This window comes from Pseudomonas fluorescens (assembly GCF_902498065.1).
GTDB classification, from domain to species: domain Bacteria; phylum Pseudomonadota; class Gammaproteobacteria; order Pseudomonadales; family Pseudomonadaceae; genus Aquipseudomonas; species Aquipseudomonas fluorescens_BJ.
This window is the reverse complement of sequence record NZ_CABVIR010000003.1, coordinates 254,178-275,255: the sequence shown is the minus strand read 5'-3', so window position 1 is coordinate 275,255 and position 21,078 is coordinate 254,178. Positions and strand designations below refer to the sequence as shown.

At 60.6% G+C, this 21,078-nt stretch carries 21 protein-coding genes and 1 pseudogene; 8 read left to right on the top strand and 14 right to left on the bottom strand.

Translation table 11 applies throughout. The features are described 5' to 3' along the window. Nucleotides 1-32: 32 nt before the first annotated feature. The gene (gene elbB, locus F8N43_RS14010; RefSeq protein ID WP_150653931.1) at nt 33-701 is read left to right on the top strand and encodes an isoprenoid biosynthesis glyoxalase ElbB; all 669 of its coding nucleotides are present in this window, start codon (nt 33-35) and stop codon (nt 699-701) included. A gap of 117 nt (nt 702-818) precedes the next feature. Here the strand turns inward: elbB and F8N43_RS14005 are convergent, their stop codons facing one another. Together F8N43_RS14005 and F8N43_RS14000 are read right to left on the bottom strand one after the other, a co-directional pair. After that, nucleotides 819-1,274 carry a YaiI/YqxD family protein gene (locus F8N43_RS14005; protein ID WP_150653930.1) on the bottom strand — a complete coding sequence of 152 codons (456 nt, stop codon included), beginning with the start codon at nt 1,272-1,274 and terminating at the stop codon, nt 819-821. 105 nt (nt 1,275-1,379) lie between these two features. Beyond that, nucleotides 1,380-3,278 (bottom strand): FTR1 family protein, encoded by a 1,899-nt coding sequence (locus F8N43_RS14000; protein WP_150638103.1) that lies wholly within the window; start codon nt 3,276-3,278, stop codon nt 1,380-1,382. A gap of 313 nt (nt 3,279-3,591) precedes the next feature. Between F8N43_RS14000 and F8N43_RS13995 the strand changes: the two genes are divergently transcribed. The 4 genes from F8N43_RS13995 to F8N43_RS13980 are packed head-to-tail and all read left to right on the top strand — an operon-like array spanning nt 3,592 to nt 6,744. Beyond that, nucleotides 3,592-4,989 (top strand): COG3014 family protein, encoded by a 1,398-nt coding sequence (locus F8N43_RS13995; protein ID WP_150632074.1) that lies wholly within the window; start codon nt 3,592-3,594, stop codon nt 4,987-4,989. 15 nt (nt 4,990-5,004) lie between these two features. Then, complete coding sequence (locus F8N43_RS13990) at nt 5,005-5,376, top strand: YcfL family protein (RefSeq protein ID WP_017341417.1); 372 nt, start codon at nt 5,005-5,007, stop codon at nt 5,374-5,376. 33 nt (nt 5,377-5,409) lie between these two features. Beyond that, the gene (gene lpoB / locus F8N43_RS13985; RefSeq protein ID WP_017341418.1) at nt 5,410-5,997 is read left to right on the top strand and encodes a penicillin-binding protein activator LpoB; all 588 of its coding nucleotides are present in this window, start codon (nt 5,410-5,412) and stop codon (nt 5,995-5,997) included. Between the two features lie 3 nt (nt 5,998-6,000). Next, complete coding sequence (locus F8N43_RS13980; RefSeq protein ID WP_150638105.1) at nt 6,001-6,744, top strand: penicillin-binding protein activator LpoB; 744 nt, start codon at nt 6,001-6,003, stop codon at nt 6,742-6,744. A gap of 83 nt (nt 6,745-6,827) precedes the next feature. Here the strand turns inward: F8N43_RS13980 and rhtB are convergent, their stop codons facing one another. The 3 genes from rhtB to F8N43_RS13965 form a co-directional block, all read right to left on the bottom strand. Then, complete coding sequence (gene rhtB / locus F8N43_RS13975; RefSeq protein WP_017341420.1) at nt 6,828-7,460, bottom strand: homoserine/homoserine lactone efflux protein; 633 nt, start codon at nt 7,458-7,460, stop codon at nt 6,828-6,830. A gap of 198 nt (nt 7,461-7,658) precedes the next feature. Further along, on the bottom strand, nt 7,659-8,240 hold the full coding sequence (locus tag F8N43_RS13970; protein WP_150632071.1) for a mechanosensitive ion channel family protein: 582 nt from the start codon (nt 8,238-8,240) through the stop codon (nt 7,659-7,661). Then, nucleotides 8,240-10,150, bottom strand: coding sequence for an ATP-binding cassette domain-containing protein (locus tag F8N43_RS13965; protein ID WP_150632070.1), 1,911 nt, complete (start codon nt 10,148-10,150; stop codon nt 8,240-8,242). Before F8N43_RS13965 ends, F8N43_RS13970 begins: the two co-directional genes overlap by 1 nt. A gap of 50 nt (nt 10,151-10,200) precedes the next feature. On the opposite strand from F8N43_RS13965, the gene F8N43_RS13960 reads away from it, so the two are divergent. Then, nucleotides 10,201-10,665 (top strand): TIGR02444 family protein, encoded by a 465-nt coding sequence (locus tag F8N43_RS13960; RefSeq protein WP_150653929.1) that lies wholly within the window; start codon nt 10,201-10,203, stop codon nt 10,663-10,665. Here F8N43_RS13960 and F8N43_RS13955 read toward each other — a convergent pair. Continuing rightward, nucleotides 10,662-11,831: an AlgP family protein gene (locus F8N43_RS13955; RefSeq protein WP_150653928.1), complete on the bottom strand. Its 1,170-nt coding sequence runs from the start codon at nt 11,829-11,831 to the stop codon at nt 10,662-10,664. The two genes, F8N43_RS13960 and F8N43_RS13955, sit on opposite strands and share 4 nt — an antisense overlap. Before the next feature lie 192 nt (nt 11,832-12,023). Between F8N43_RS13955 and F8N43_RS13950 the strand changes: the two genes are divergently transcribed. Further along, nucleotides 12,024-12,689 carry an FKBP-type peptidyl-prolyl cis-trans isomerase gene (locus tag F8N43_RS13950; protein WP_150653927.1) on the top strand — a complete coding sequence of 222 codons (666 nt, stop codon included), beginning with the start codon at nt 12,024-12,026 and terminating at the stop codon, nt 12,687-12,689. A gap of 60 nt (nt 12,690-12,749) precedes the next feature. Here F8N43_RS13950 and rsd read toward each other — a convergent pair whose 3' ends face one another. The 8 genes and pseudogenes from rsd to F8N43_RS29870 form a co-directional block, all read right to left on the bottom strand. Further along, the gene (rsd, locus tag F8N43_RS13945; RefSeq protein ID WP_150631439.1) at nt 12,750-13,208 is read right to left on the bottom strand and encodes a sigma D regulator; all 459 of its coding nucleotides are present in this window, start codon (nt 13,206-13,208) and stop codon (nt 12,750-12,752) included. Nucleotides 13,209-13,386: 178 nt separating this feature from the next. Next, complete coding sequence (locus F8N43_RS13940; protein WP_150638111.1) at nt 13,387-13,938, bottom strand: disulfide bond formation protein B; 552 nt, start codon at nt 13,936-13,938, stop codon at nt 13,387-13,389. A gap of 229 nt (nt 13,939-14,167) precedes the next feature. Then, complete coding sequence (locus F8N43_RS13935) at nt 14,168-15,406, bottom strand: heme biosynthesis protein HemY (RefSeq protein WP_150631424.1); 1,239 nt, start codon at nt 15,404-15,406, stop codon at nt 14,168-14,170. Further along, the gene (locus F8N43_RS13930; protein ID WP_150631423.1) at nt 15,403-16,557 is read right to left on the bottom strand and encodes a uroporphyrinogen-III C-methyltransferase; all 1,155 of its coding nucleotides are present in this window, start codon (nt 16,555-16,557) and stop codon (nt 15,403-15,405) included. The genes F8N43_RS13935 and F8N43_RS13930 overlap by 4 nt, the downstream gene beginning before the upstream one ends. Nucleotides 16,558-16,573: 16 nt before the next feature. After that, entirely contained in the window at nt 16,574-17,341 is a 768-nt protein-coding gene (locus F8N43_RS13925) for a uroporphyrinogen-III synthase (protein WP_150653926.1), read from the bottom strand. After that, complete coding sequence (hemC, locus tag F8N43_RS13920; RefSeq protein ID WP_150631421.1) at nt 17,338-18,279, bottom strand: hydroxymethylbilane synthase; 942 nt, start codon at nt 18,277-18,279, stop codon at nt 17,338-17,340. Before hemC ends, F8N43_RS13925 begins: the two co-directional genes overlap by 4 nt. Before the next feature lie 138 nt (nt 18,280-18,417). Then, the gene (locus F8N43_RS13915; RefSeq protein WP_017341431.1) at nt 18,418-19,164 is read right to left on the bottom strand and encodes a LytR/AlgR family response regulator transcription factor; all 747 of its coding nucleotides are present in this window, start codon (nt 19,162-19,164) and stop codon (nt 18,418-18,420) included. Next, a pseudogene (locus tag F8N43_RS29870) lies at nt 19,161-19,370 on the bottom strand (sensor histidine kinase); the annotation flags it as partial. The gene F8N43_RS13915 and the pseudogene F8N43_RS29870, both read right to left, overlap by 4 nt. 242 nt (nt 19,371-19,612) lie before the next feature. Between F8N43_RS29870 and argH the strand changes: the two are divergent. Continuing rightward, nucleotides 19,613-21,007, top strand: coding sequence for an argininosuccinate lyase (gene argH / locus F8N43_RS13910; RefSeq protein ID WP_150631419.1), 1,395 nt, complete (start codon nt 19,613-19,615; stop codon nt 21,005-21,007). Nucleotides 21,008-21,078: the final 71 nt, after the last annotated feature.

Sequence of the window (21,078 nt, the reverse complement as noted above, 5' to 3'; positions counted from 1 at the left end):
ACATTTAACGCCATGAATCTGGAGAAAAGCCCATGAGCAAAAAAATTGCAGTGATCCTTTCCGGCTGTGGCGTCTACGACGGCGCCGAGATCCACGAAAGCGTGATTACCTTGCTGCGACTCGATCAGCGTGGCGCGCAGGTGCAGTGTTTTGCGCCAAACATCGCGCAGTTGCACGTGATCAACCACCTGACCGGCGAAGAAATGCCCGAGTCACGCAATGTACTGGTGGAATCGGCGCGGATTGCCCGGGGCAACATCAAGGATCTGCGTGAGGCTGACGTCGAGGATTTCGACGCGCTGATCGTGCCCGGTGGTTTTGGCGCGGCCAAGAACCTGTCGAACTTCGCCATCGAAGGCGCTGGCTGCACCGTGCAGCCCGATGTGCTCGCCCTGACCGAGGCGTTTGCCGAAGCGGGAAAACCGGTCGGGCTGATCTGCATCTCGCCGGCATTGGCTGCAAAGATTTATGGTCCGGGCGTGACCTGCACCATCGGCAACGACGCAGACACCGCCGCTGCGATGAACAAGATGGGCGCCACTCACACGGATTGCGCAGTCACTGACATCGTTGAAGACAGAGCCCGCAAACTGGTGAGCACTCCGGCTTACATGCTGGCACAGAGCATCAGCGAAGCCGCGTCCGGCATCAACAAACTGGTCGATCGCGTGCTCGAACTGACCCACGAAAACGACGCCTGACACAGTCAAAATGTGGGAGCGAGCTTGCTCGCGATTGCGGTCTATCCATCGACATAAATGTTGAATGTGCCGGCCCCATCGCGAGCAAGCTCGCTCCCACAGGGTTCAGCGTCGTGCTCAGGCTTTACGTGTGAGCCGCGTAAGAATCCGGTCCAGCGCATTGGCAAACGCCTGCTTCTCACGCTCGCCAAACGGGGCCGGGCCGCCGCTCATCTGCCCCTGTTCACGCAAATCGGTGAACAGGTTGCGCACCGCCAGCCGATCGCCCATGTTCTGCGCGTCGAACTCCTTGCCCCTCGGGTCCAGCGCTGCAACGCCTTTCTTCACCAGCCGGTCAGCCAGTGGCACGTCGCTGCAGATCACCAGTTCACCGGGCACCGCGTGCTCGACCAGATAATCGTCCGCCGCGTCCGGGCCACTCGGCACCACGATCAACTTCACCAGCGCCAGCCCAGGCTTGATCTGCGGCTGCCCCGCCACCAACACCACTTCGAACTGGCGCTTGAGGGCAAACTTCACCACCAGATCCTTGGCTGCCCGAGGGCAGGCGTCGGCATCGATCCAAACACGCATTAGGTTTTACCTCTCAAAAAAAATCGCGAGCAGGCTCGCTTCCACAGGTTATACGCCATCCTGTGGGAGCGAGCCTGCTCGCGATTGTGAGCGCAGCGAATGCCTTTAAGAAACCTGCACCCGCCGCTTCTCCGCCATCCAGCTACGCCCATACAACACAATGATCGCAATGATCGCCACCGCCTGAGCACTCAGCGAATACGCATCGGCGTGAATGCCCAGCCAGTCGAAGTCAAAGAACGGCACCGGCCGCGTGCCGAAGATCCCGGCTTCCTGCAACGCCTTCACGCCATGACCGGCAAACACCACCGACAGAGCGCACAACAACCCGGCATTGATGCTGAAAAACAGTGACAGCGGCAGTTTCGCCGAGCCCCGCAGGATCACCCACGCCAGACCAACCAACAGCACCAGCGCCGTCGCCCCGCCGGCCAACACCGCGTTATGCCCCGCTGGCCCGGCCTGCAACCACAAAGTCTCGTAGAACAGGATCACTTCAAACAGTTCGCGATACACCGAGAAGAATGCCAGCGTCGCAAAGCCGAAACGCCCGCCGCCGCCCACCAGGCTGCTCTTGATGTAATCCTGCCAGGCCGCTGCATGGCGACGGTCGTGCATCCACACGCCGAGCCAGAGCACCATGACCGCCGCGAACAACGCCGTCGCGCCTTCCAGCAATTCACGCTGCGAGCCACTGACATCGATCACAAACGCCGCCAGCGCCCATGTCGCCAGACCGGCCACCAGCGCCAGGCCCCAACCGACGTTGACACCGCGCACCGCCGATTGCTGGCCGGTGTTGCGCAGGAACGCGAGGATCGCCGCCAGCACCAGGATCGCTTCCAGACCTTCGCGCAGCAGTATCAGCAACCCGGAGATGTAGCTCAGGGACCAGCTCAAACCATCACTGCCGAGCAGGCCGGCAGACGCCTTCAACCTGGCTTTGGCTGCATCCAGACGTTTCTGGACCTCGGCCACCGGCAAGCCGTCCTGCAACGACTGACGGTAAGCCATCAGGGATTTTTCTGTATCTTTGCGCACGTTGGCGTCGACGTTGTCCAGGGAGCTTTCAACCAGTTCAAAGCCTTCCAGGTAAGCCGCTACCGACAAGTCATAAGCCTGATCGTGATCGCCGGCGCGATAGGCCGCGACGCTTTTGTCCAGGGTTGCAGCGGTGTAGTCGAGCAATTGCGCCGGGCCACGCTTGACCTGCGGCGGTTGCGCACGCTGGGCGCGGAAGGTCGCTGCCGCTTGCGGGCCTTCGGCGGCCAGCACTTCGGCCGGGGTCTGTCGAGCCAGGTCGGCGATGTTGTAGGTTTTTTCGGATGTTGCCGCGGCCGGATCGGCACTGAAACTGGCGATGTAGGTCGCCAAGTCCCAACGCTGACGGTCATCCAGCTGATCGGCGAAGGCCGGCATGTCAGTGCCTTCTACGCCCATCCCCAAGGTGTTGTAGATCGCGTAAAGGCTCAATCGATCCTGGCGCGCAACATCGCGCAGATTGGCCGGCGGCGGCGTCAGACCGACACCGGCCGGGCCATCGCCGGCACCCGCATCGCCATGGCAGACCGAACAATGCTGGGCGTACAGCGGCGCGCCCCGGGTCGGGTCCGGCGTAATGATCGGTGCCTGACTGACTTCATAAGCCACGGCCAGCTTCGCTCCAAGCTGCCGAGCCTGACGGGCGACGTCCGCACCGTCCTGACGAGCAGCGATGGCGCTGTGCAGTGTGCTGACGCCCTGCTCCAACCCTGCCTTTTCCGGCTTGTCCGGCATGGCCGCGATCAAGCCTTGCAGCACCTTGGTAAATTCCAGCTGCTCGCGGTACTCGGACTCACTGATGACCTTGCCCGCTTGCACAGATTGCGGGTAGTCCGCGCCAATGTAATCGAGCAAATGCAGCGCTTGCGGCGCACCTTCCACGGTGTCGGCCAGCAGATTGGAACTGCACAAGGCAAACAGCGGCAATACCAGCCAGGCCAGGAAACGGGACGGGGCAGTCATGAATGAATCTCAATTGGAAATACGAAGTAACACATTGTTCACTTCGAATGAGTTTCACTCAAGCTTTGTTGTGTGAAATGCGGCATCACGCCTCGATTTACGCGCTGACTTCATGATGGCACTTTCTATAAAAATGGAATTAAAAAGCCATTACTTAGCTATCGCCCCTGCTTATAATGTCGCGCCTGCAATTGATCGACATGGCACTCAAGCTCCTCTGCTCATGAGGAATTGGCAGGACGCCCGTCTGCGCCGATAGGTCTCAACAGCCCGACCAGCAAGCACGGCTGCATACATTCAGGGAAGAAGTACTATGGCCTCCCGCGCCTTAACCTTGATCGCGCTCAGCGCTGTCACTTTGCTCTCCGGCTGTTCGGCATTCCGCAACTACGACTCGGAACTCGCACAAACCAACCAGCAGCTGGCTTCCGGCAATGTCGACGCCGCTCTGACCCTGCTGGAAAAGAACAACACCGGCGAAGACAAAGACCTGCTGTATTACTTCGAGAAAGGTGAACTGCTGCGCGCCAAGGGCGACCTGTCCGGCAGCCAGAACGCCTGGACCAGCGCCGATGCAGTGGTCGGCAAGTGGGAAGACGCCGTCAAGCTGGATACCGGCAAGTACCTCGCCCAGTTCGGCAGCTTCCTGGTGAACGACAAGGTCCGTCGCTACGAAGGCTACGACTACGAAAAAGTCATGCTGACCACCCAAATGGCCCTGAACCTGCTGGCCGTGAATGACTTCGACGGCGCGCGCACCGCGATCAAGAAAACCCACGAACGTGAAGCGGTGATCGCGGACCTGCGCGACAAGGAATACCTCAAGAGCGAAGAGGAAGCCGAGAAAGAAGGCGTCAAGACCGAATACAAAGACCTGCAGGGTTACCCGGTCGCCAGCCTCGATGCGCCGGAAGTAGTCGGCCTGAAAAACAGCTACCAGAGTGCGTTCAGCCATTACCTGGCCGGCTTCGTTTACGAAGCCCTGGGTGAAAAAGACCTGGCCGCGCCGGGTTATCGCAAAGCCGCCGAACTGCGCCCGAACACCCCGCTGCTGGAACAGGCACTGAAAGACCTCGACAAGAAAAGTGCCAAGGACGAGGACAGCGATATCCTGATCGTCGTGCAAAGCGGCCTGGCGCCGGCCCGGGATTCGATCCGCGTGCCCCTGCCGTTGCCGATCAGCGGCAATGTGGTGATCACCCCGCTGTCGTTCCCGATCATCAAGCCTGATACCTCCACCGCCACGCTTGCCCAGATCGGCGTGGACGGCCAGCAGCTCAATCTGACGCAACTCAACAGCATCACCGCCATGTCCCGCCGCGCGCTGCGTGACGACATGCCGGGCATCATCGTGCGCACCACCGTACGGGCCGTCACCAAAGGCATCGCGCAGAAGAAAATCAACGAAACCAACCCGCTCGCGGGCCTGGCGGTCGGTATCACTTCAGCCGTGCTCGAAGGTGCCGATACCCGTACGTGGCGCACCCTGCCGGACAACACCCAGGTGGTACGCCTGCGCCTGAAGAAAGGTGAGCACCAGGTCACGTTGCCAAGTGCGGTCGGTGGTTCGGTGGTCAAGGTCACCGTCGATCAACGCTATCAGGTCATCAGCCTGCGTGCCGTGGGCAACCAGGTGTTTGCCAGCGGCCTCGCGGCTCACGTCGTCTCGAGCAGCAGCCCGACGGCTGTGGCCAGCCTCAAACAACCTTAAGAACGGAGTCTTTACATGCGTTTCAAACTCATCGCTGTCGTCGCCCTGGCCTTGCTGGCCGGTTGCGCCACACCGCCGCCACCTGAGCCAGGCAGCGCCGCCAGCAAAGTCGTGGCCATGGGCAAGCTGAAGAACATTGTGGTGGGCGCCATGCGCGTCGCCCGGGAAAACGGCTTCATGACGGTCAATGTGCAGCTGAGCAACACCAGCTTCAACAACAAGACCTTCTACTACCGCTTTGCCTGGCTCGGCCCTGAAGGCTTTCCGATTGCCGAAGAAGAAACCTGGAAAAGCCAGATGATGTACGGCGAGCAGACCAGTTTCATCCAGGCCATCGCGCCCACCGCCAAAGCCGTGGATTTCCGCCTCGAAATCAAAACGCCTTAACACCCAATTCGATCAGTTTTAGAGAGCATTCCCATGTTTGCACGTTTTTCGTTCATCGCCGTTATCGCCCTGCTGGCCAGCGGTTGCGCCAATACTTCGCCTACTCTGGGCAGCAAAAACATCAGCTACGGCGACACCAAGGCCGTGGAAACCGTGACCAACGAGTTCGGTTCCACCGACCTGCAGATGATTGCCGAGTCCATGACCCGCTCCCTGGCACAGTCCGGCATTCTGCAGGGCCGTCCGGTGGTTCAGGTCTACGACGTGAAGAACAAGACCAGCGAGTACATCGACACCCGCGAAATCACCACCAGCATCAAGACCCAGCTGATGAAATCCGGCACCGCCCGCTTCGCCAGCGACAACACTGCCATGCAGAGCCAGGTCGACCAGCTGAAGCTGCAAAACCAGAGCGGCCTGTACAAGAAAGCCACCGTGGCCAAGACCGGCAACATGATCGCCGCCAAATACCGTCTTGAAGGTTCGATCAGCTCGATCGTCAAGCGCAGCAGCGACTACAAGGACGTCTTCTACAAATTCAGCCTGCAATTGATCGACGTTGAAAGCGGTCTGGCCGAGTGGATGGACGAGAAAGAGATCCGCAAGACCACGGAGCGTTAATCAATGCGCGCATGGATTGGCATGATGGCCCTGGCTTGCGCGTTCAGCGCGCAGGCAGCCCCGAAAGTCGCGGTGACGGACCTGGCGTATCAGGAGCGGGTGGAGCAATACATCCACATCGTTTCCGCCAAGAACAATTATCGCGAGGGTTACTACAGCGCCAGTGGTTCTTCGAGCTACAACGAAATCGAGGCCACCTACAGCTACATCGAACAAGGTGAATTGCGTAAATTCACCGGCGACATCAAGGGCGAAATATTGCGCACCGGCATGTTTCAGCTGGTGCAAGGCACGCCGTATACCGCCTCGTCCAAGGGTGACGTCTACGACGTGATCAAGCGGATCAAGGCCGGCAACTTCAAGGGTGCCGACTATGTGCTGTTCGGCACCGTGTCGGACATTGATTTCACCCGCGACGTGACCGAGCTGGCCAACACCGACAGCCATTCGGCCGTGTTGGGACTGACCCTGGTGGCTGACTTCAGCCTGATCAACACCCGGACTTTTGAAATCACCTCGGCCTTCACGGCGATGGGCGAAGGTCAGGACACCAAACTGGTGAATGGCCGGGACATCAAGGTTTCACTGAACCGGCCACGGGTGGTTCGTGACGTGTCCAAGGCGCTGGGTGAAGACGTGGCCACGCAGTTGAGTCAACAACTCGGTGGAGGTGGTTACGAGCAGCCGGGGCAAGCCCCGTTGCGCAATAACCTGCCACGGGATACCGCGCCGGTGATTTTGCGCTGATCCCTTGAACGAAAAAGGCGCCCCCCTGCAGGAGCGAGCTTGCTCGCTACTACAGGGGGGCGCCTTTTTTGTGGCTGGGCGGTTTACACCGCGGCTTTACGCAGCGTCGCCATGAACGCCGCCGCACCGATGAACAGCCCGGCAAACGTGCGGTTCATGCGTTTTTGCTGTTTGGGCGTGCGCAACAAGCGCAGCACCTTGGACGCCAACCCGGTGTAACCGGCCATGACGATCAGGTCAACGCAGACCATGGTCACGCCGATGATCAGGTACTGAGCCAACAGCGGCGCATGGGGGTCAATGAACTGCGGCAACACCGCCAGCATGAACACCAGGGCCTTGGGGTTGCTGATGTTGACCAGGAAACCGCGGAACACCAGGGCCATCGGCTTGCCGATCTGACGCACCGCCGCGTCGTCGCTCATGTCGCTGGGCAGCGCGCGCCATTGCTTGATCGCGAGGTAAACCAGGTACGCCACGCCGAACCATTTGATTGCGTAGAACGCGGTGGCCGATGCCGTGAGAATCGCGCCAACACCCGCACCGACAATCGCGATCTGCACCGCCAGCCCCAATTGCAGGCCCAGCGCGTTCCAGTAACCGCGCCAGAAACCGTATTGCAGACCGCTGGACATCGACGCAATGGCGCCGGCACCGGGAGACAGGCTGATCACCCAGCAGGCGGCAAAAAACGCCAGCCATGTTTGAAGCTCCATCGCACACCTCGACTCAGACTCGTGACAGACGTCTAAACTAATGCGACTTGGGGCCGATGACTACCGATTTTTTACCGGATGTTGCGACTGCCGACCAGCGATTAGGGCTTGAAGAGTTCGTCATCAGACAGACCGCTATCGCGGGCGGTGCGACGATTCGACTTGCCCGCGATAGCGGCGTGTCAGGCAGTAGAAGACTTATTTCTCGAAGCCGCTCACAGGGAATACATCGCTGCCACGCCAGCGTCGAACCGAGCGCTGGAAGAACAGGCTATTCGGCACCTGCACCATCGCGCTGCCGGTGCCGAGTTCTTCCGCTTCGATCAGCGTGGTGTAGAGCAGATTGATCGCCACTACCCGACCTTTGACGCCAGGCTTGTCAGTGGTGTCCACCAACTCGACCACGTCACCGATACGGAAAGGGCCGACGGTAAAGATCAGGATCGCGCAGAGCAGATTGGAAAGCACGCTCCACATGGCGAAAAACGCCACCGCCGCCACCGCGACGAAACCGGACAACGCGGTCCAGAGCACCGTCGCCGACACCCCGAGGCGTTCCAGCACAAAAATCAGCGCACTGCCCATGATCAGCCAGCGCAGACCGCCGCGCAGCGGCATCAAGAACTGTGGCGGAAACGGGTAACGCTCGCCCAATCGAGTCAGGCATTTAGCGACGACGCGCTGAGCGATATAACCGGCCAGCAGGATCAGCAGAATTTGCACGACCAGCCAGATCGGCTCGACCCACATCGCCGGCAACGGTAGCTTGAAGGCTTCCATCAGGACAGCGCCTCCAGCTCCGCCTGCATGCTTTCCAGCAATTCCAGGGCTTCCATCCAGGCTTCTTCCAATTCGGCTTCACGCACCTTCAGCTTGGCCTGGTCGGCCAGCAGATCACGCAAGTCGTTCTTGCGTGCCGGTTCGTAAATGTCGCTGTCACCCAGGCTGGCGTCGATCTTCGCCAGCTTCTCGTGGAGCTTGCCGAGCTCGGCTTCGAGCTTGTCAGCCTCACGCTTGTGCGGCGCCAGTTGCTGACGCAAGGCTGCCGCCGCCTGACGCTGGGCCTTCTTGTCAGTCTTGTCCGGGTTGACCGGCGTGTTGCTGACCGGGGCATTGCGCTGACGGTAGTCGACCAGCCAACGGGCGTAGTCTTCCAGGTCACCGTCAAACTCTTCGACCTTACCGTCCGCCACCAGATAGAAATTGTCAGTGGTGCTTTTAAGCAAATGACGATCGTGAGAGACCACCAGTACTGCACCACTGAATTCCTGCAGGGCCATGGTCAGCGCCAGGCGCATTTCCAGGTCCAGGTGGTTGGTCGGTTCATCGAGCAGCAACAGGTTCGGCCGCTCCCAGGCGATCAACGCCAGGGCCAGGCGAGCTTTCTCGCCACCGGAGAAATTCAGCACAGGCTCATCGATGCGCGCGCCGCGGAAGTCGAAGCCGCCAAGGAAGTCGCGCAGAGTCTGTTCGCGCTCGGTCGGCGCCAGACGCTGCAAGTGCAGCAACGGGCTGGCCTTCGAGTCGAGGGAATCGAGCTGATGCTGGGCGAAGTAACCGACGACGGTGTTCTCGCCACGGGTCAAGCGACCGGCCAGCGGCGAGAGTTCACCGGCGAGGTTTTTGATCAGGGTCGATTTACCGGCGCCATTAGGGCCGAGCAAACCGATGCGCGCGCCGGGCGTCAGTTGCAGCTTGACCTTCTCCAGCACGGCTTTGTCGCCGTAGCCCAAACGGGCGTCGGACAGGTCGATCAACGGGCTGGAAATCTTCGTCGACTCGCGGAAGACAAAGTCGAACGGCGAATCGACGTGAGCGGCGGACAACTCTTCCATCCGCTCCAGCGCCTTGATCCGGCTCTGGGCCTGGCGGGCCTTGGTGGCCTGGGCCTTGAAACGAGCGATGTAGCTTTCCATGTGCGCACGTTGCGCCTGCTGCTTCTCGTAGGCCTGTTGCTGCTGGGCCAGACGTTCGGCGCGGGCACGCTCGAAGGCGCTGTAGCCACCGCGATACAAGGTGATCTTGCGTTGATCGACGTGGGCCACGTGATCGACCACGGCGTCGAGGAAGTCCCGGTCGTGGGAAATCAGCAGCAAGGTACCAGGATAGCTTTTCAGCCACTCTTCGAGCCAGATGATGGCGTCGAGGTCCAAGTGGTTGGTCGGTTCGTCGAGCAGCAACAGGTCCGAGGGGCACATCAATGCCTGCGCCAGGTTCAGACGCATCCGCCAGCCACCAGAGAAATCTCCTACCTGCCGATCCATCTGCTCGTTGGTGAACCCAAGGCCGGCCAGCAGCTTGCGAGCGCGAGCGTCGGCGGTGTAACCGTCGGCGCTGTCGAGTTCCGAGTGCAGGCGGGCCTGGGCAGCACCGTCATGGGCCGCTTCGGCTGCGGCGAGGTCACGTTGCACCTCGCGCAGGCGCAGGTCGCCGTCGAGCACGTAGTCGACCGCCAGGCGTTCGAGCGTCTCGATTTCCTGGCGCATGTGGGCGATGCGCCAGTCGGCCGGCAGGAAGCAGTCACCCGAGTCCGGGTGCAGCTCGCCCCGAATCAAGGCGAACAGGCTCGATTTGCCGGCGCCGTTGGCACCGATGAGGCCGGCTTTGTGGCCGGCGTGCAGGGTCAGCTCGGCGTCTTCTAGCAGACGTTGCGGGCCACGCTGTAAAGTCAGGTTCTGAAGTCGAATCATAATGGCGGCGGAGTCTACCAGCTTCGCTCGCAACTGGCGCGAGTAGCACTATGTCCTCTGACCTGTGGAGCTTTTCCCTTGGCACTTACGCCCGTCCCGGCGTTGAAGCCGCGTGCCTGACCTTGCAGTCGGCGGGGGTGAATGTGTGCCTGTTGCTGTGTGGGCTATGGCTGGGAGAGCGTGGCGTTACCTGCAACGAACAACGCTTACAGCTGCTGCGTGATCTAGCCGGGCCCTGGGACGCGGATGTCGTGCAACCGTTACGCACCTTGCGACTGCAATGGAAAGCCGCCGCGAGCGTGGATACCGAGCTGAATAGTTTGCGCCAGGAAGTCAAGGCGCTGGAGATGGAAGCCGAACGGCATCTGTTGTTGCGACTGGAGCGTCTGGCGCAAAGTTGGCCGCAGTATGAAGCGACCGATTCATCGGCCTGGCTGGAGGGTGTGGCGGCGGGCGCCGCCCACCTGGACCGCGACGCGCTGCATCAGCTGCGCGTCGCGGCAACCGGCACTTAGGAAGCGCTGGTTGGGGTGGAGCTGGAGCTCGACGGCACTACCGGCGTTGGCGCAGTGGTAGCTGTCGAAGTGGAGACTGCTGGCGCTGGAGCGGCCGAAGCGGATGGCGCTGGCGTCGCTGGTTTGGCAGCAGGAGCCGGGGTCGGCTTGGCAACGGCAACCGGCTTTTTCACGGCGGGTTTGGCCGCCGGCTTGGCGGCTGGTTTTGCGGCCGGTTTAGCAGCGGCAGGTTTGGCTGCTGTTGCTGGTTTGGCAACGGCTGGCTTGGCAGCAGGTTTGGCAGCAGCAGTTTTTGCGGCTGGTTTTGCAGCTGGTTTTGCGGCCGTTTTAGCAGCTGGTTTTGCGGCTGACTTGGCAGCGGTTTTTGCCGCGACTGGTTTTGCAGCAGGCTTGGCGGCAGGTTTCGCAGCGGCGGTTTTAGCGGCTGGTTTTGCCGCAGGTTTGGCAGCTGCAGTTTTCGTCGCAGCAGGTTTGGCGGCAGCCGTTCTGGCGGCCGGTTTAGCAGCTGCAGTTTTCGCAACAGTAGGCTTGGCAGCAGCGGTTTTGGCAGCAGATTTCGCAGCGGCTGGCTTGGCGGCAGGTTTGGCAGCTGCAGTTTTCGCAGCCGGTTTTGCAGCACTGGCCGCAACCGGTTTTTTCGCAGCAGGTTTAGCTGCAGGTTTCGCCGCTGCTTTCACAGGTGCCTTGGCGGCAGGCTTGGCCGGTGCTTTTGCAGCAGCCGGTTTGGCAGCGACTTTCTTGGCAGGGGCTGCAGCAGACTTGGCCGAACGCAGGGACAACGCCTTGCCGACAGCCTCTTGTACGCGACCGACGCCCTGGGCCAGTTTCAGGCTTTCTTGAGCATCGCGCTTGAGTTGCAGAATGTAGGCCCGAGTGTCGGACTGACGATCCTTGAGGGCATCGAGTACGTCTTCGAGTTGCTGCACGCCGTCCTTCGCCTTGGCTTGTGCCTTGGCTTTGCCGGCTGCCGCAGCGTCCTGCAATTTGGTGCGGGATTTGTGCAATTTTTCCTGCGCTTTTCCGCGCTGTTTTTCCAGTTTGGCGAGCAGTTTTTCAGCATCAGCCAAGGCTTGGGAACAAGCGGTTTCCAAATGCTCAAGCAGGCTGCCCGAGAGTTGTTGGAGTAAGTGCAACGGGGTATTTACAGGCTTCTTGGTGGCCGACATGGTTTACCTCCTGGCTGACGTGGGTGCGGCTCATACTAGACCTCTGCAGGGACCGCCGCTAGGGCATGTTGACAGTATCGAAAGCGCTGCGTTGCAATGGATTGAAAATCTCCTGCGCTTGCGCAAAACAAGTTCACTGTCGAACGCATTCACACTGGCATAATCTGCCGCATCTCAGGTCGGAGAGTGCCCATGTCGCGCTACTTTTTTTTATCGCTGTGCGTGTTTTTTTCCATCGCCCAAGCCGCCGAAAAAACCAAGGAAAACGAAGCTCACGATCTCGCTTACAGCCTCGGCGCGAGTCTCGGCGAACGCTTGCGTCTGGAGGTTCCCGACCTGCAACTGCAGGCGCTTGTCGAAGGCTTGCAGCAAGCCTATCAAGGCAAACCCCTGGCCCTGAAAGATGAGCAGATCGAACAGATTCTTACCGAGCACGAAGCGCAGGCAGCCTTGCAGCCCACTCCGCCGCAGAGCGAAGCCGCCCTCGAAAAAGAGCACCGGTTTCTCGCCGAAGAAAAAACCCGACCTGGCGTTCGCGAATTGGCCGATGGAATACTGCTGACGGAGCTGACACCCGGCACCGGCGCGAAAGCCGGCCCGAATGGCAAAGTCCAGGTGCTGTACATCGGACGCCTTCCCGACGGCACGGTATTCGATCAGAACACTCAGCCGCAGTGGTTCAGTCTCGACAGCGTGATCAGCGGATGGCGCAGCGCGCTGCAAAACATGCCGGTCGGTGCGAAATGGCGACTGGTGATTCCTTCGGCCCAGGCCTATGGCGCCGACGGGGCCGGCGACTTGATCGAGCCGTTCACGCCGCTGGTATTCGAAGTCGAATTGCGCGGCGCCACAAGCTGAATGACACAAACGAAAAACGGCGCGCATAGCGCACCGTTTTGAGGTGTGACTGGAAAGGGATCAGGCCTGAACCGAATCCTCTTCCTTATGAGCGGTGTGCAGCACTTCGATCAGGCAATCTTCCAGTTCGAAGCGCTCGTGCAACAGGCCACCCAGCTCCTTGAATTTCTCTGCAACGCACTTGCCTGCATCACACAGGTCGTTGAACGCGAGCAGCTTTTCGGTGATGACGTCGATGCGCGGGTAGATCGTCTCGGCGAGCTCCAAACCACGCTTGTCGTTGAAAGCCTTGGCTTCCCCCGTCAGCTGTTCGTAGATCTCGAAGTGCCCGGCAGATACATAATCGACCAGCACGCCGCAGAATTCCTGCAATGGTTTGCGGTTTTCACCCAGAGCCTCAGGCTTGGCGCCGAGATCATCATAGGCCCGAACCAGTTCGTGACGCTCCTGCAACCAGCGATCGATCAGCAGATGCACTCCACCCCAGCGTTCCTGAGCATTCTGACAACTTTCGAGCATGGTGATCTCTCTTCCCTTGTGGGTCATGCTGCCCTACACCTGTCGCACACTTGAAGATCAAGAATCGGCCAGGCAGAGCGTCATTCGAGCAACATAATTCCAATGACACGTGCGGGCCAGATTATGCCCGCGCGACTGTGGCTTCAAGGTACGCAGGAGATAAAGTTCATACAAGTGTTTAATCGCCCGCCAGCACCCGGTGCGACGACGTGCCGCTGAGCGGTCGCTGACAGGCTATCCAGACAACGCGCAGCACCTGATAAACACTCAGGGTCGTCATGGCGATGAAGAAGAGCAGACTCCACTCGGGGATGCTCAGGTCGAACAGCGTCCAGGAAATCTGTGCGCATTCGGCCGCACCTTTGAACATCTGCTGTACCACATAAACCAAGGGAGTGCTTGCGGACGGATCCGCCAGATTGAGCGAACACGCTGACAGCTGTTGCACCGGATCGCCTTGCAACAACACCTGACGCCACGCTGTCACCGTACCTGCCAGACTGCACAGCAGACCGAGCAGCCAATACAGGAGCGAACCGAAGCGGCCGGGACCATGAACCGAAGCCATCAGGCAGACGCCCGTGAGCATCGCCAGGCAAATCCGCTGTAAACGGCACAGCCCGCAGGGCTTGAGACCGACTGCATATTCCAGATAGTAGGAAACGCCCAAAGCCAGGGTGCCGGCAATGAAAACCATGAAGAACAAGGAGCGTGAGCGGGCCAACGACATGGCTTTTCCGTACCAGTAGAGACAAGTGGTTACGGTAGAGGAAAGCGCGCCAGCCTTTCAAGGTAAGCCAGCACGGACACTTCAACAGAGGTGTAGGGAATTCCCGACAGAAGCGAGAGGATCAGGTGTAGTCCTCTGTAGGACTATGCCGTCGAGGCATTACGAGAGTAAGAAAACGTCGTTGCAACACCTACTTTGTGGCGAGGGCGTTTGCTCCCTCGCCACACAATCAAGCGTGAACCGGCACCGGCAACGGCGCTGCCAGCAAGCGTTCGTCCAGCAGGCCAAGGCCTTCCTGAAACAGTTGATTGCTGCGCTCGGTGTCGCCCAATTGCGCCAACAGTCGAGCCAGCTCGGCACAGGCTTCCGGGTTGCGCTGCACACGCAGGCTGCTTTCCAGATAGTCCCGAGCCTTGCCCCACAAACTGCTTTGCAGGCACAGGCGACCGAGGGTCAGCAGCAGGCTCGGGTCAGCCGGATGATCCTTGAGCCAGCCCTCGGCGGTCTGCAATTGACGAGCAGAATCACTGCCGCGAACCAGCCCGTAAAGGCGTGCCAGATGGCTGTCGTAGTTGCGCTTGAGCGCCGTTCGCAGGACCTCTTCGGCCTCAACCTGCGCACCCAGTTGACGAAGTTGCTCGGCATAGGCCAATACCAACTGCGGTTCCTGGCGCTGAGCCGACGTCAGTTGTTGCCAGGCGCGGTTGAGCGATTGCAAACCCACCGTTCCATCTTCTTCCTGACGCGCTGCCAGGGACAGGTTTTCACCCCACGCCCGGCGCTCGAGTTCGGCCAGCTCGGCCGCTGGCAAGACCTTGTCCTTGCGCAGCTCCGGCAACAGGCGAATCACCGCTGACCAGTCACCGCGCTGTTGATGCAAGCGCTGCAACTGGCGCAAGGTCTGTACGTTATGAGGATGACGCTCATGCATCGCCTGCAACGTCGCCAGGGCGCCGTCGGTGTCGCCACGGTCGGTCTGCAATTGGGCGTGACTCAGGGCAATCGCCAACTCGGCCTGAGGCTGTCGCTCCAGCGCGCGCTCCAGCAGGTTGTCACTTTCCTCGTAATGACCTTGTTCGTTCGCCGCGCGGGCAGCGCCGAGGTAGTAAAGCAGCGGCTGGCGCTCGGCTTCGGCGGCGCGATGCAGATGACGCTGAGCGCTGGCCCAGCGACCTTCAGCCAAGTCCAACTGACCGTGTTCGATTGCCACTTGCACCCGACGACTGCGATTGCGCCGTGACCAGGGATTGACCACGCCGCTGGAGGTCATCACCAATTCGATCAACGCCTTGATACCCCAGAACACCAGCCATAGCACCGCCACCAGCGCCAGGGTGGCCCACAGGCTCGATTCGAAACGGAAGCTCTTGTAGGCGATCAGCACGTAGCCGGAATGCTCGGCAATCGCCAGCCCCAGCGCGGCAGCAACGGCGATGGCCAGAAACACGATCACATAGAGGCGTTTCATGGCGTGGCCTCCTGCGCGGTGCTTGCGGCAGGTTTGGCCATGGGTTTGATCGAGTCCTCGGCGTTGACATTACGTCGCTCGAGATAGCCCTGAACTGCGCTCAGCGTGCCGGTCAGATCCGGCGTGACCACGGTGACTGGCTGCTTGCTCAACTCACCCACCTGCTCGAGCATCACTTTGCTCTGCGGGTTGTCCGGGTTGAAATTACCCTTGAGCACGTCCCGCGCCTCGGCCAACGCCTGGGTGTAAACCGCAGCCTGACCATTGAGCGCAGCCCACTGCGCCTGCTCCAGCGCCAGGCTCAGGGCCAGGCGCACTTGGCTCAGGCTCTGCCCTGCCAGCAGCGGACGGACATTTTTATCGGCATTGAAATCGATGCGGATGTAACGCGAGATCTGATCCCACCACTGCGCCCAACGACTGGCGCCGTCTCCATCGGCGGTCAGGCCCAACAGCGAATCGCCCCGGTCCTTGTACTCGGGAGCCAACTCGGTGAGATTGACCACCTGATCGCGCAATGCACCCAGTCGCAGGAACAGACCGGTGCGATCCGGCTGTTCGGTACTGCGCAAGGCGACCAGGGTTTTCGCCACTTGCTCGCGAGCGGCAAAGGAACCCGGATCGTTCTGTTCACGAAGAATTTCGTCGGCGCCCTGCACCAGCGCCTGGGCGCTGCTGATGTCCTGCAACGCCGAAAGACGCAGGCTAGCCAGGCGCAGCAGGTGCTCGGCCTCGGCCAGACGCCAATCCTTGCGGCTGGCACCGAGGACAGTTTCCAGGCGTTGGTTCAAGCGCTGCTGATCGCCTTGCAGTTGAATCACCAGACGGCTGCGAGCGTCCAGCTCTTCGGCGGCAGGCATTTGCTCAAGCCGCGCACTCAGGCGCTGTTCGTTGAGCTTCAGGCTTTGCGCCTGATCGTTCAACGCCTGCACCTGACTCAACTGCTGCTGCGTATTGGCTTGCAGGTGACGCACCTGCCAGACGCCCCAACCGCCCACCGCCACACCGGCGGCGCCCAGCAGCAACGCGACGATCGCCAGCCCATTGCCTCGGCGCTGCACTGCAGCGGGTGGTGCACTTTCAACCGGTGCTTCAGCCGGCGCATCAAGCACTGGCTTCACGTCATCTTTAGGCAAGGCTGTTTCGTTCACGTATCCATCCTTTGCATCAGAGAACGGGTTCGGGATGCTCCCGTAACGCCGTCAGCAAAGCCGCGGCACTGGCGCCACGACAATCCACAACTGTTTGGGCCCCGGCGGCTCGTGCCAGCTCAGCGACCCTGGGGCTTGGTACAAACAACGGCAACCGCGCCAATTGCGGCCAGGCATCGCCGGCCAATTGATACAAGTGCTCAAAACCCTGTCCACTGCTGACCACCAGCCCGTTCAAGCGTTCCACTTTGATCCGCTCTGGCAATGCTGCCGGCGGATACTGTGGGAGCTCGCGGCGATACAACTCCAGATACTCGACACTAGCACCAAGCTCGCGCAAACGCTCAGCGAGCAACTCGCGCCCGCCCTCTCCCCGCATGATCAATACCCGTGGATCGGGCCGTGCGACCGCCTCGCGCAACGACGCAAGCCCCAGCAAGGCTTCGCTGTCATCACCCTCGCCGGGGAAACTCACGTCCAACCCGTGTTCATCAAGGATCTGTGCCGTCGCTGCGCCCACGCTGAACCACTTCAGGCGCGGTGGTTGCGACCAGTACTGGTCGACCAGTTCCACCGCGATTCTGGCGGCAGGCTTGCTGACCACGATCACCGCGCAATAACGCTCCAGATCCTGAATCACCTGGCGCATTGTGGCAAAGACAGGAATCGGTTCAATTTCCAAAAGCGGCAAACGGCTGCTGAAAATCCCCGCTTCGGCCAACACAGCGCTCAGCGCCGCCGACTCATCCGCCGGACGCGTCAGCAGCAGGCGCCAGCTCGTCACTCGTGACCTGCCTCACCGTAGACCGCTTTCAGAATGTCGTTGGCACCCTGGCTCAGAAGGTCTTCGGCCACTTGCACACCCAGCGCCTCGGCATCGCCGCGCGGCGCACGGGCTTCGGCGCTGAGCAGCAGGCCGCCGCTCGGATCACCCACCAGACCACGCAACCAGATCTGCTCGCCTTCCAGCACGGCGTAGCAGGCGATCGGCACCTGGCAACCGCCATTCAGATGTTTGTTGAGAGCACGTTCGGCAGTGACACGGGTGGCGGTGTCCTGATGGTGCAGCGGCGCGAGCAAGGCGTGAATTTCGCGGTCGGCGGAGCGGCATTCGATGCCCACGGCGCCTTGGCCACCGGCCGGCAGGCTGTCATCGACGCTGATGGCAGAGGTGATGCGATCTTCGAAGCCAAGGCGAATCAGGCCGGCCGCCGCGAGGATGATGGCGTCGTACTCGCCGGCATCAAGCTTGGCCAGGCGCGTGTTGACATTACCGCGCAGGAAGCGGATTTCCAGGTCCGGACGACGGGTCAGCAACTGCGCCTGACGGCGCAGGCTGGAGGTGCCGACGATGCTGCCTGACGGCAATTCGTCCAGGCTGGCATAGGTATTGGAGACGAAGGCATCGCGCGGGTCTTCTCGCTCGCAGATGCAGAACAGACCGAGGCCTTGCGGAAAGTCCATCGGTACGTCTTTCATGGAGTGCACGGCGATGTCGGCTTCATTTTCCAGCAGCGCGGTTTCCAGCTCCTTGACGAACAGCCCCTTGCCGCCGATTTTCGACAGCGGCGAGTCGAGCAGCTTGTCACCGCGACTGACCATGGGCACCAACGTCACGAGCAGACCCGGATGGGCCTCTTCCAGACGGGCTTTGACGTATTCGGCCTGCCACAGGGCGAGAGCACTTTTGCGGGTGGCGATGCGGATTTCGCGAGAGGACATGGATCAATCCGTACTGAATAGATACGGCAGATAATAACAGCTCAGCCAAATCCGCTTTGACTTGAATCAGGAATTGCCTGGCCTCCCTGGCCCCGGACGTCCGGCAATCGGGTGAGAAACTCGCCTGCGGGTGGCGAGTTAAAGCTGTTGCATCATCTTGCGCACACCCGCCACATGGCGTCGGCTGACGATCAGGGCGTCACCGTTCAGGCCTTTGAGGAACAACTGAAAATGCCCCAGTGGCGTGCGTTGCAGGCGTTCGATGCGTTCGCGGGCAACCAGAGCGTTGCGGTGAATGCGCACGAATCGGTCACCGAATTCATCTTCAAGGGCCTTGAGCGGCTCATCCAGCAGCACTTCGCCGCCTTCGTGGCGCAAGGTCACGTATTTGTGATCCGCAATGAAGTAGACCACCTGCCCCAACGGGATCAGTTCAATACCTTTACGGGTGCGGGCGCTGATATGGCTGCGCGGGCCGCTGCCGGTTTCGGCGGCGGGACGGGTCAACGCCGCGAGCTGGACGCGATTGGGGCGCTCGGCTTTCTTCAACGCTTCATGCAATTGTTCTGTACGCACAGGTTTCACCAGATAGCCTACGGCGCTAGCCTGCAAGGCTTCCACGGCAAATTCATCGGGCCCTGTGCAAAACACCACGGCTGGCGGCGTTTCGCGTTCGCACAATCGCGCGGCCACTTGCAGGCCATCGAGGCCCGGCATGCGGATATCGAGCAGCACGATATCCGGTTTGTGGCTGTCGATCAGTGCCAACGCTTCTTCGCCGTTCGTGGCGCTCGGCTCCAGGACACTGTATCCCTCGAGTTCACCGACCATTCGGCTCAGGCGCTCGCGGGCAAGGGGTTCGTCATCAACGATCAGGACATTCATATTGCGCTGGATTCCTGCGTGAGTCTCGCACAAGGATAGCGTAGACAGGTGAAGTGACGTCCGTCACCGCGATCCACGCTAAGACTAGCGCGAGGGCCAAAAAGTGCCGCCCGTCCGACCGCTAAATTTTTATTTGCCGGGCAATTGGCGGTTGGCGAGGCGTCGCCGTAGGGTTTGCTGATACACAATATGAACACCCCCTCTTCTTACTAGTCCGCTGCAGCGCCGAGAAGTGCGCTGATCCTACTGTCCAACTGTAGACGGTTGCCGGGACGTTATTGCTCAATTGAAAAATATCGTTGCGCAATTTCCACAATGCCTGCTTCGAGTATGGGCCGACGTATGAGAAAAAAACGTGTCGACCAGTGTCAGCGACAGGATTGGCAACCCTGTTATTATCCGCGCCAGCTTTCAACGCCATCTTTCTTCAGCCGATACGAGCGAATTCATGAGCACTGACAAGACCAATCAGTCCTGGGGCGGCCGCTTCAGTGAACCCGTCGACGCCTTCGTCGCCCGCTTCACCGCCTCCGTCACTTTCGACCAGCGCCTGTATCGCCACGACATCATGGGCTCGATTGCCCACGCTACCATGCTGGCCAAGGTCGGCGTGCTGACCGATGCCGAGCGCGACAGCATCACCGATGGCCTGAAGACCATCCAGGGTGAAATCGAGGCCGGCCAGTTCGACTGGCGCATCGACCTCGAAGACGTGCACATGAACATCGAGGCGCGCCTGACCGACCGCATCGGCGTGACCGGTAAAAAGCTGCACACGGGTCGCAGCCGTAACGACCAGGTGGCCACCGACATTCGCCTGTGGCTGCGTGACGAAATCGACCTGATCCTGGCGGAAATCACTCGCCTGCAACAAGGCCTGCTGGAACAGGCCGAGCGCGAAGCCGGCAGCATCATGCCCGGCTTCACTCACCTGCAAACCGCGCAGCCAGTGACCTTCGGGCACCACATGCTGGCCTGGTTCGAAATGCTCAGTCGCGATTACGAGCGCCTGGTCGACTGCCGCAAGCGCACCAACCGCATGCCATTGGGCAGTGCCGCGCTGGCGGGCACCACGTACCCGATCGACCGCGAATACACCGCGCAACTGCTGGGCTTCGACGCCGTGGGCGGCAACTCGCTGGACAATGTGTCCGATCGTGACTTCGCCATCGAGTTCTGCTCGGCCGCGAGCATCGCGATGATGCACCTGTCGCGTTTCTCCGAAGAGCTGGTGCTGTGGACCAGCGCCCAGTTCCAGTTCATCGATCTGCCGGACCGCTTCTGCACCGGCAGCTCGATCATGCCGCAAAAGAAAAACCCGGACGTGCCGGAGCTGGTTCGCGGCAAGACCGGCCGCGTCTTCGGCGCGCTGATGGGCCTGCTGACCCTGATGAAAGGCCAGCCTTTGGCCTACAACAAGGACAACCAGGAAGACAAGGAACCGCTGTTCGACGCTGCCGACACCCTGCGCGACTCGCTGCGGGCCTTTGCCGACATGATCCCGGCGATCAAACCCAAGCACGCGATGATGCGCGAAGCGGCCCTGCGCGGTTTCTCCACAGCCACCGACCTGGCGGACTACCTGGTGCGTCGTGGCCTGCCGTTCCGTGACTGCCACGAAATCGTTGGCCATGCGGTGAAGTACGGCGTGGAAAGCGGTAAAGACCTGGCGGAAATGAGCCTGGAAGAACTGCGCAAGTTCAGCGACCAGATCGATCAGGACGTGTTCGCCGTGCTGACCCTCGAAGGTTCGGTGAACGCCCGCGACCACATCGGCGGGACAGCTCCGGCGCAGGTCAAGCAAGCGGTGGCTCGCGGTCAGGCGCTGCTCGCCAGCCGTTAAAAGCTTCGCGGACAAACCTCGCTCCTACAAGGATCTCTGACAGGCCAAAATCTGTGGCATACAGAGAAACC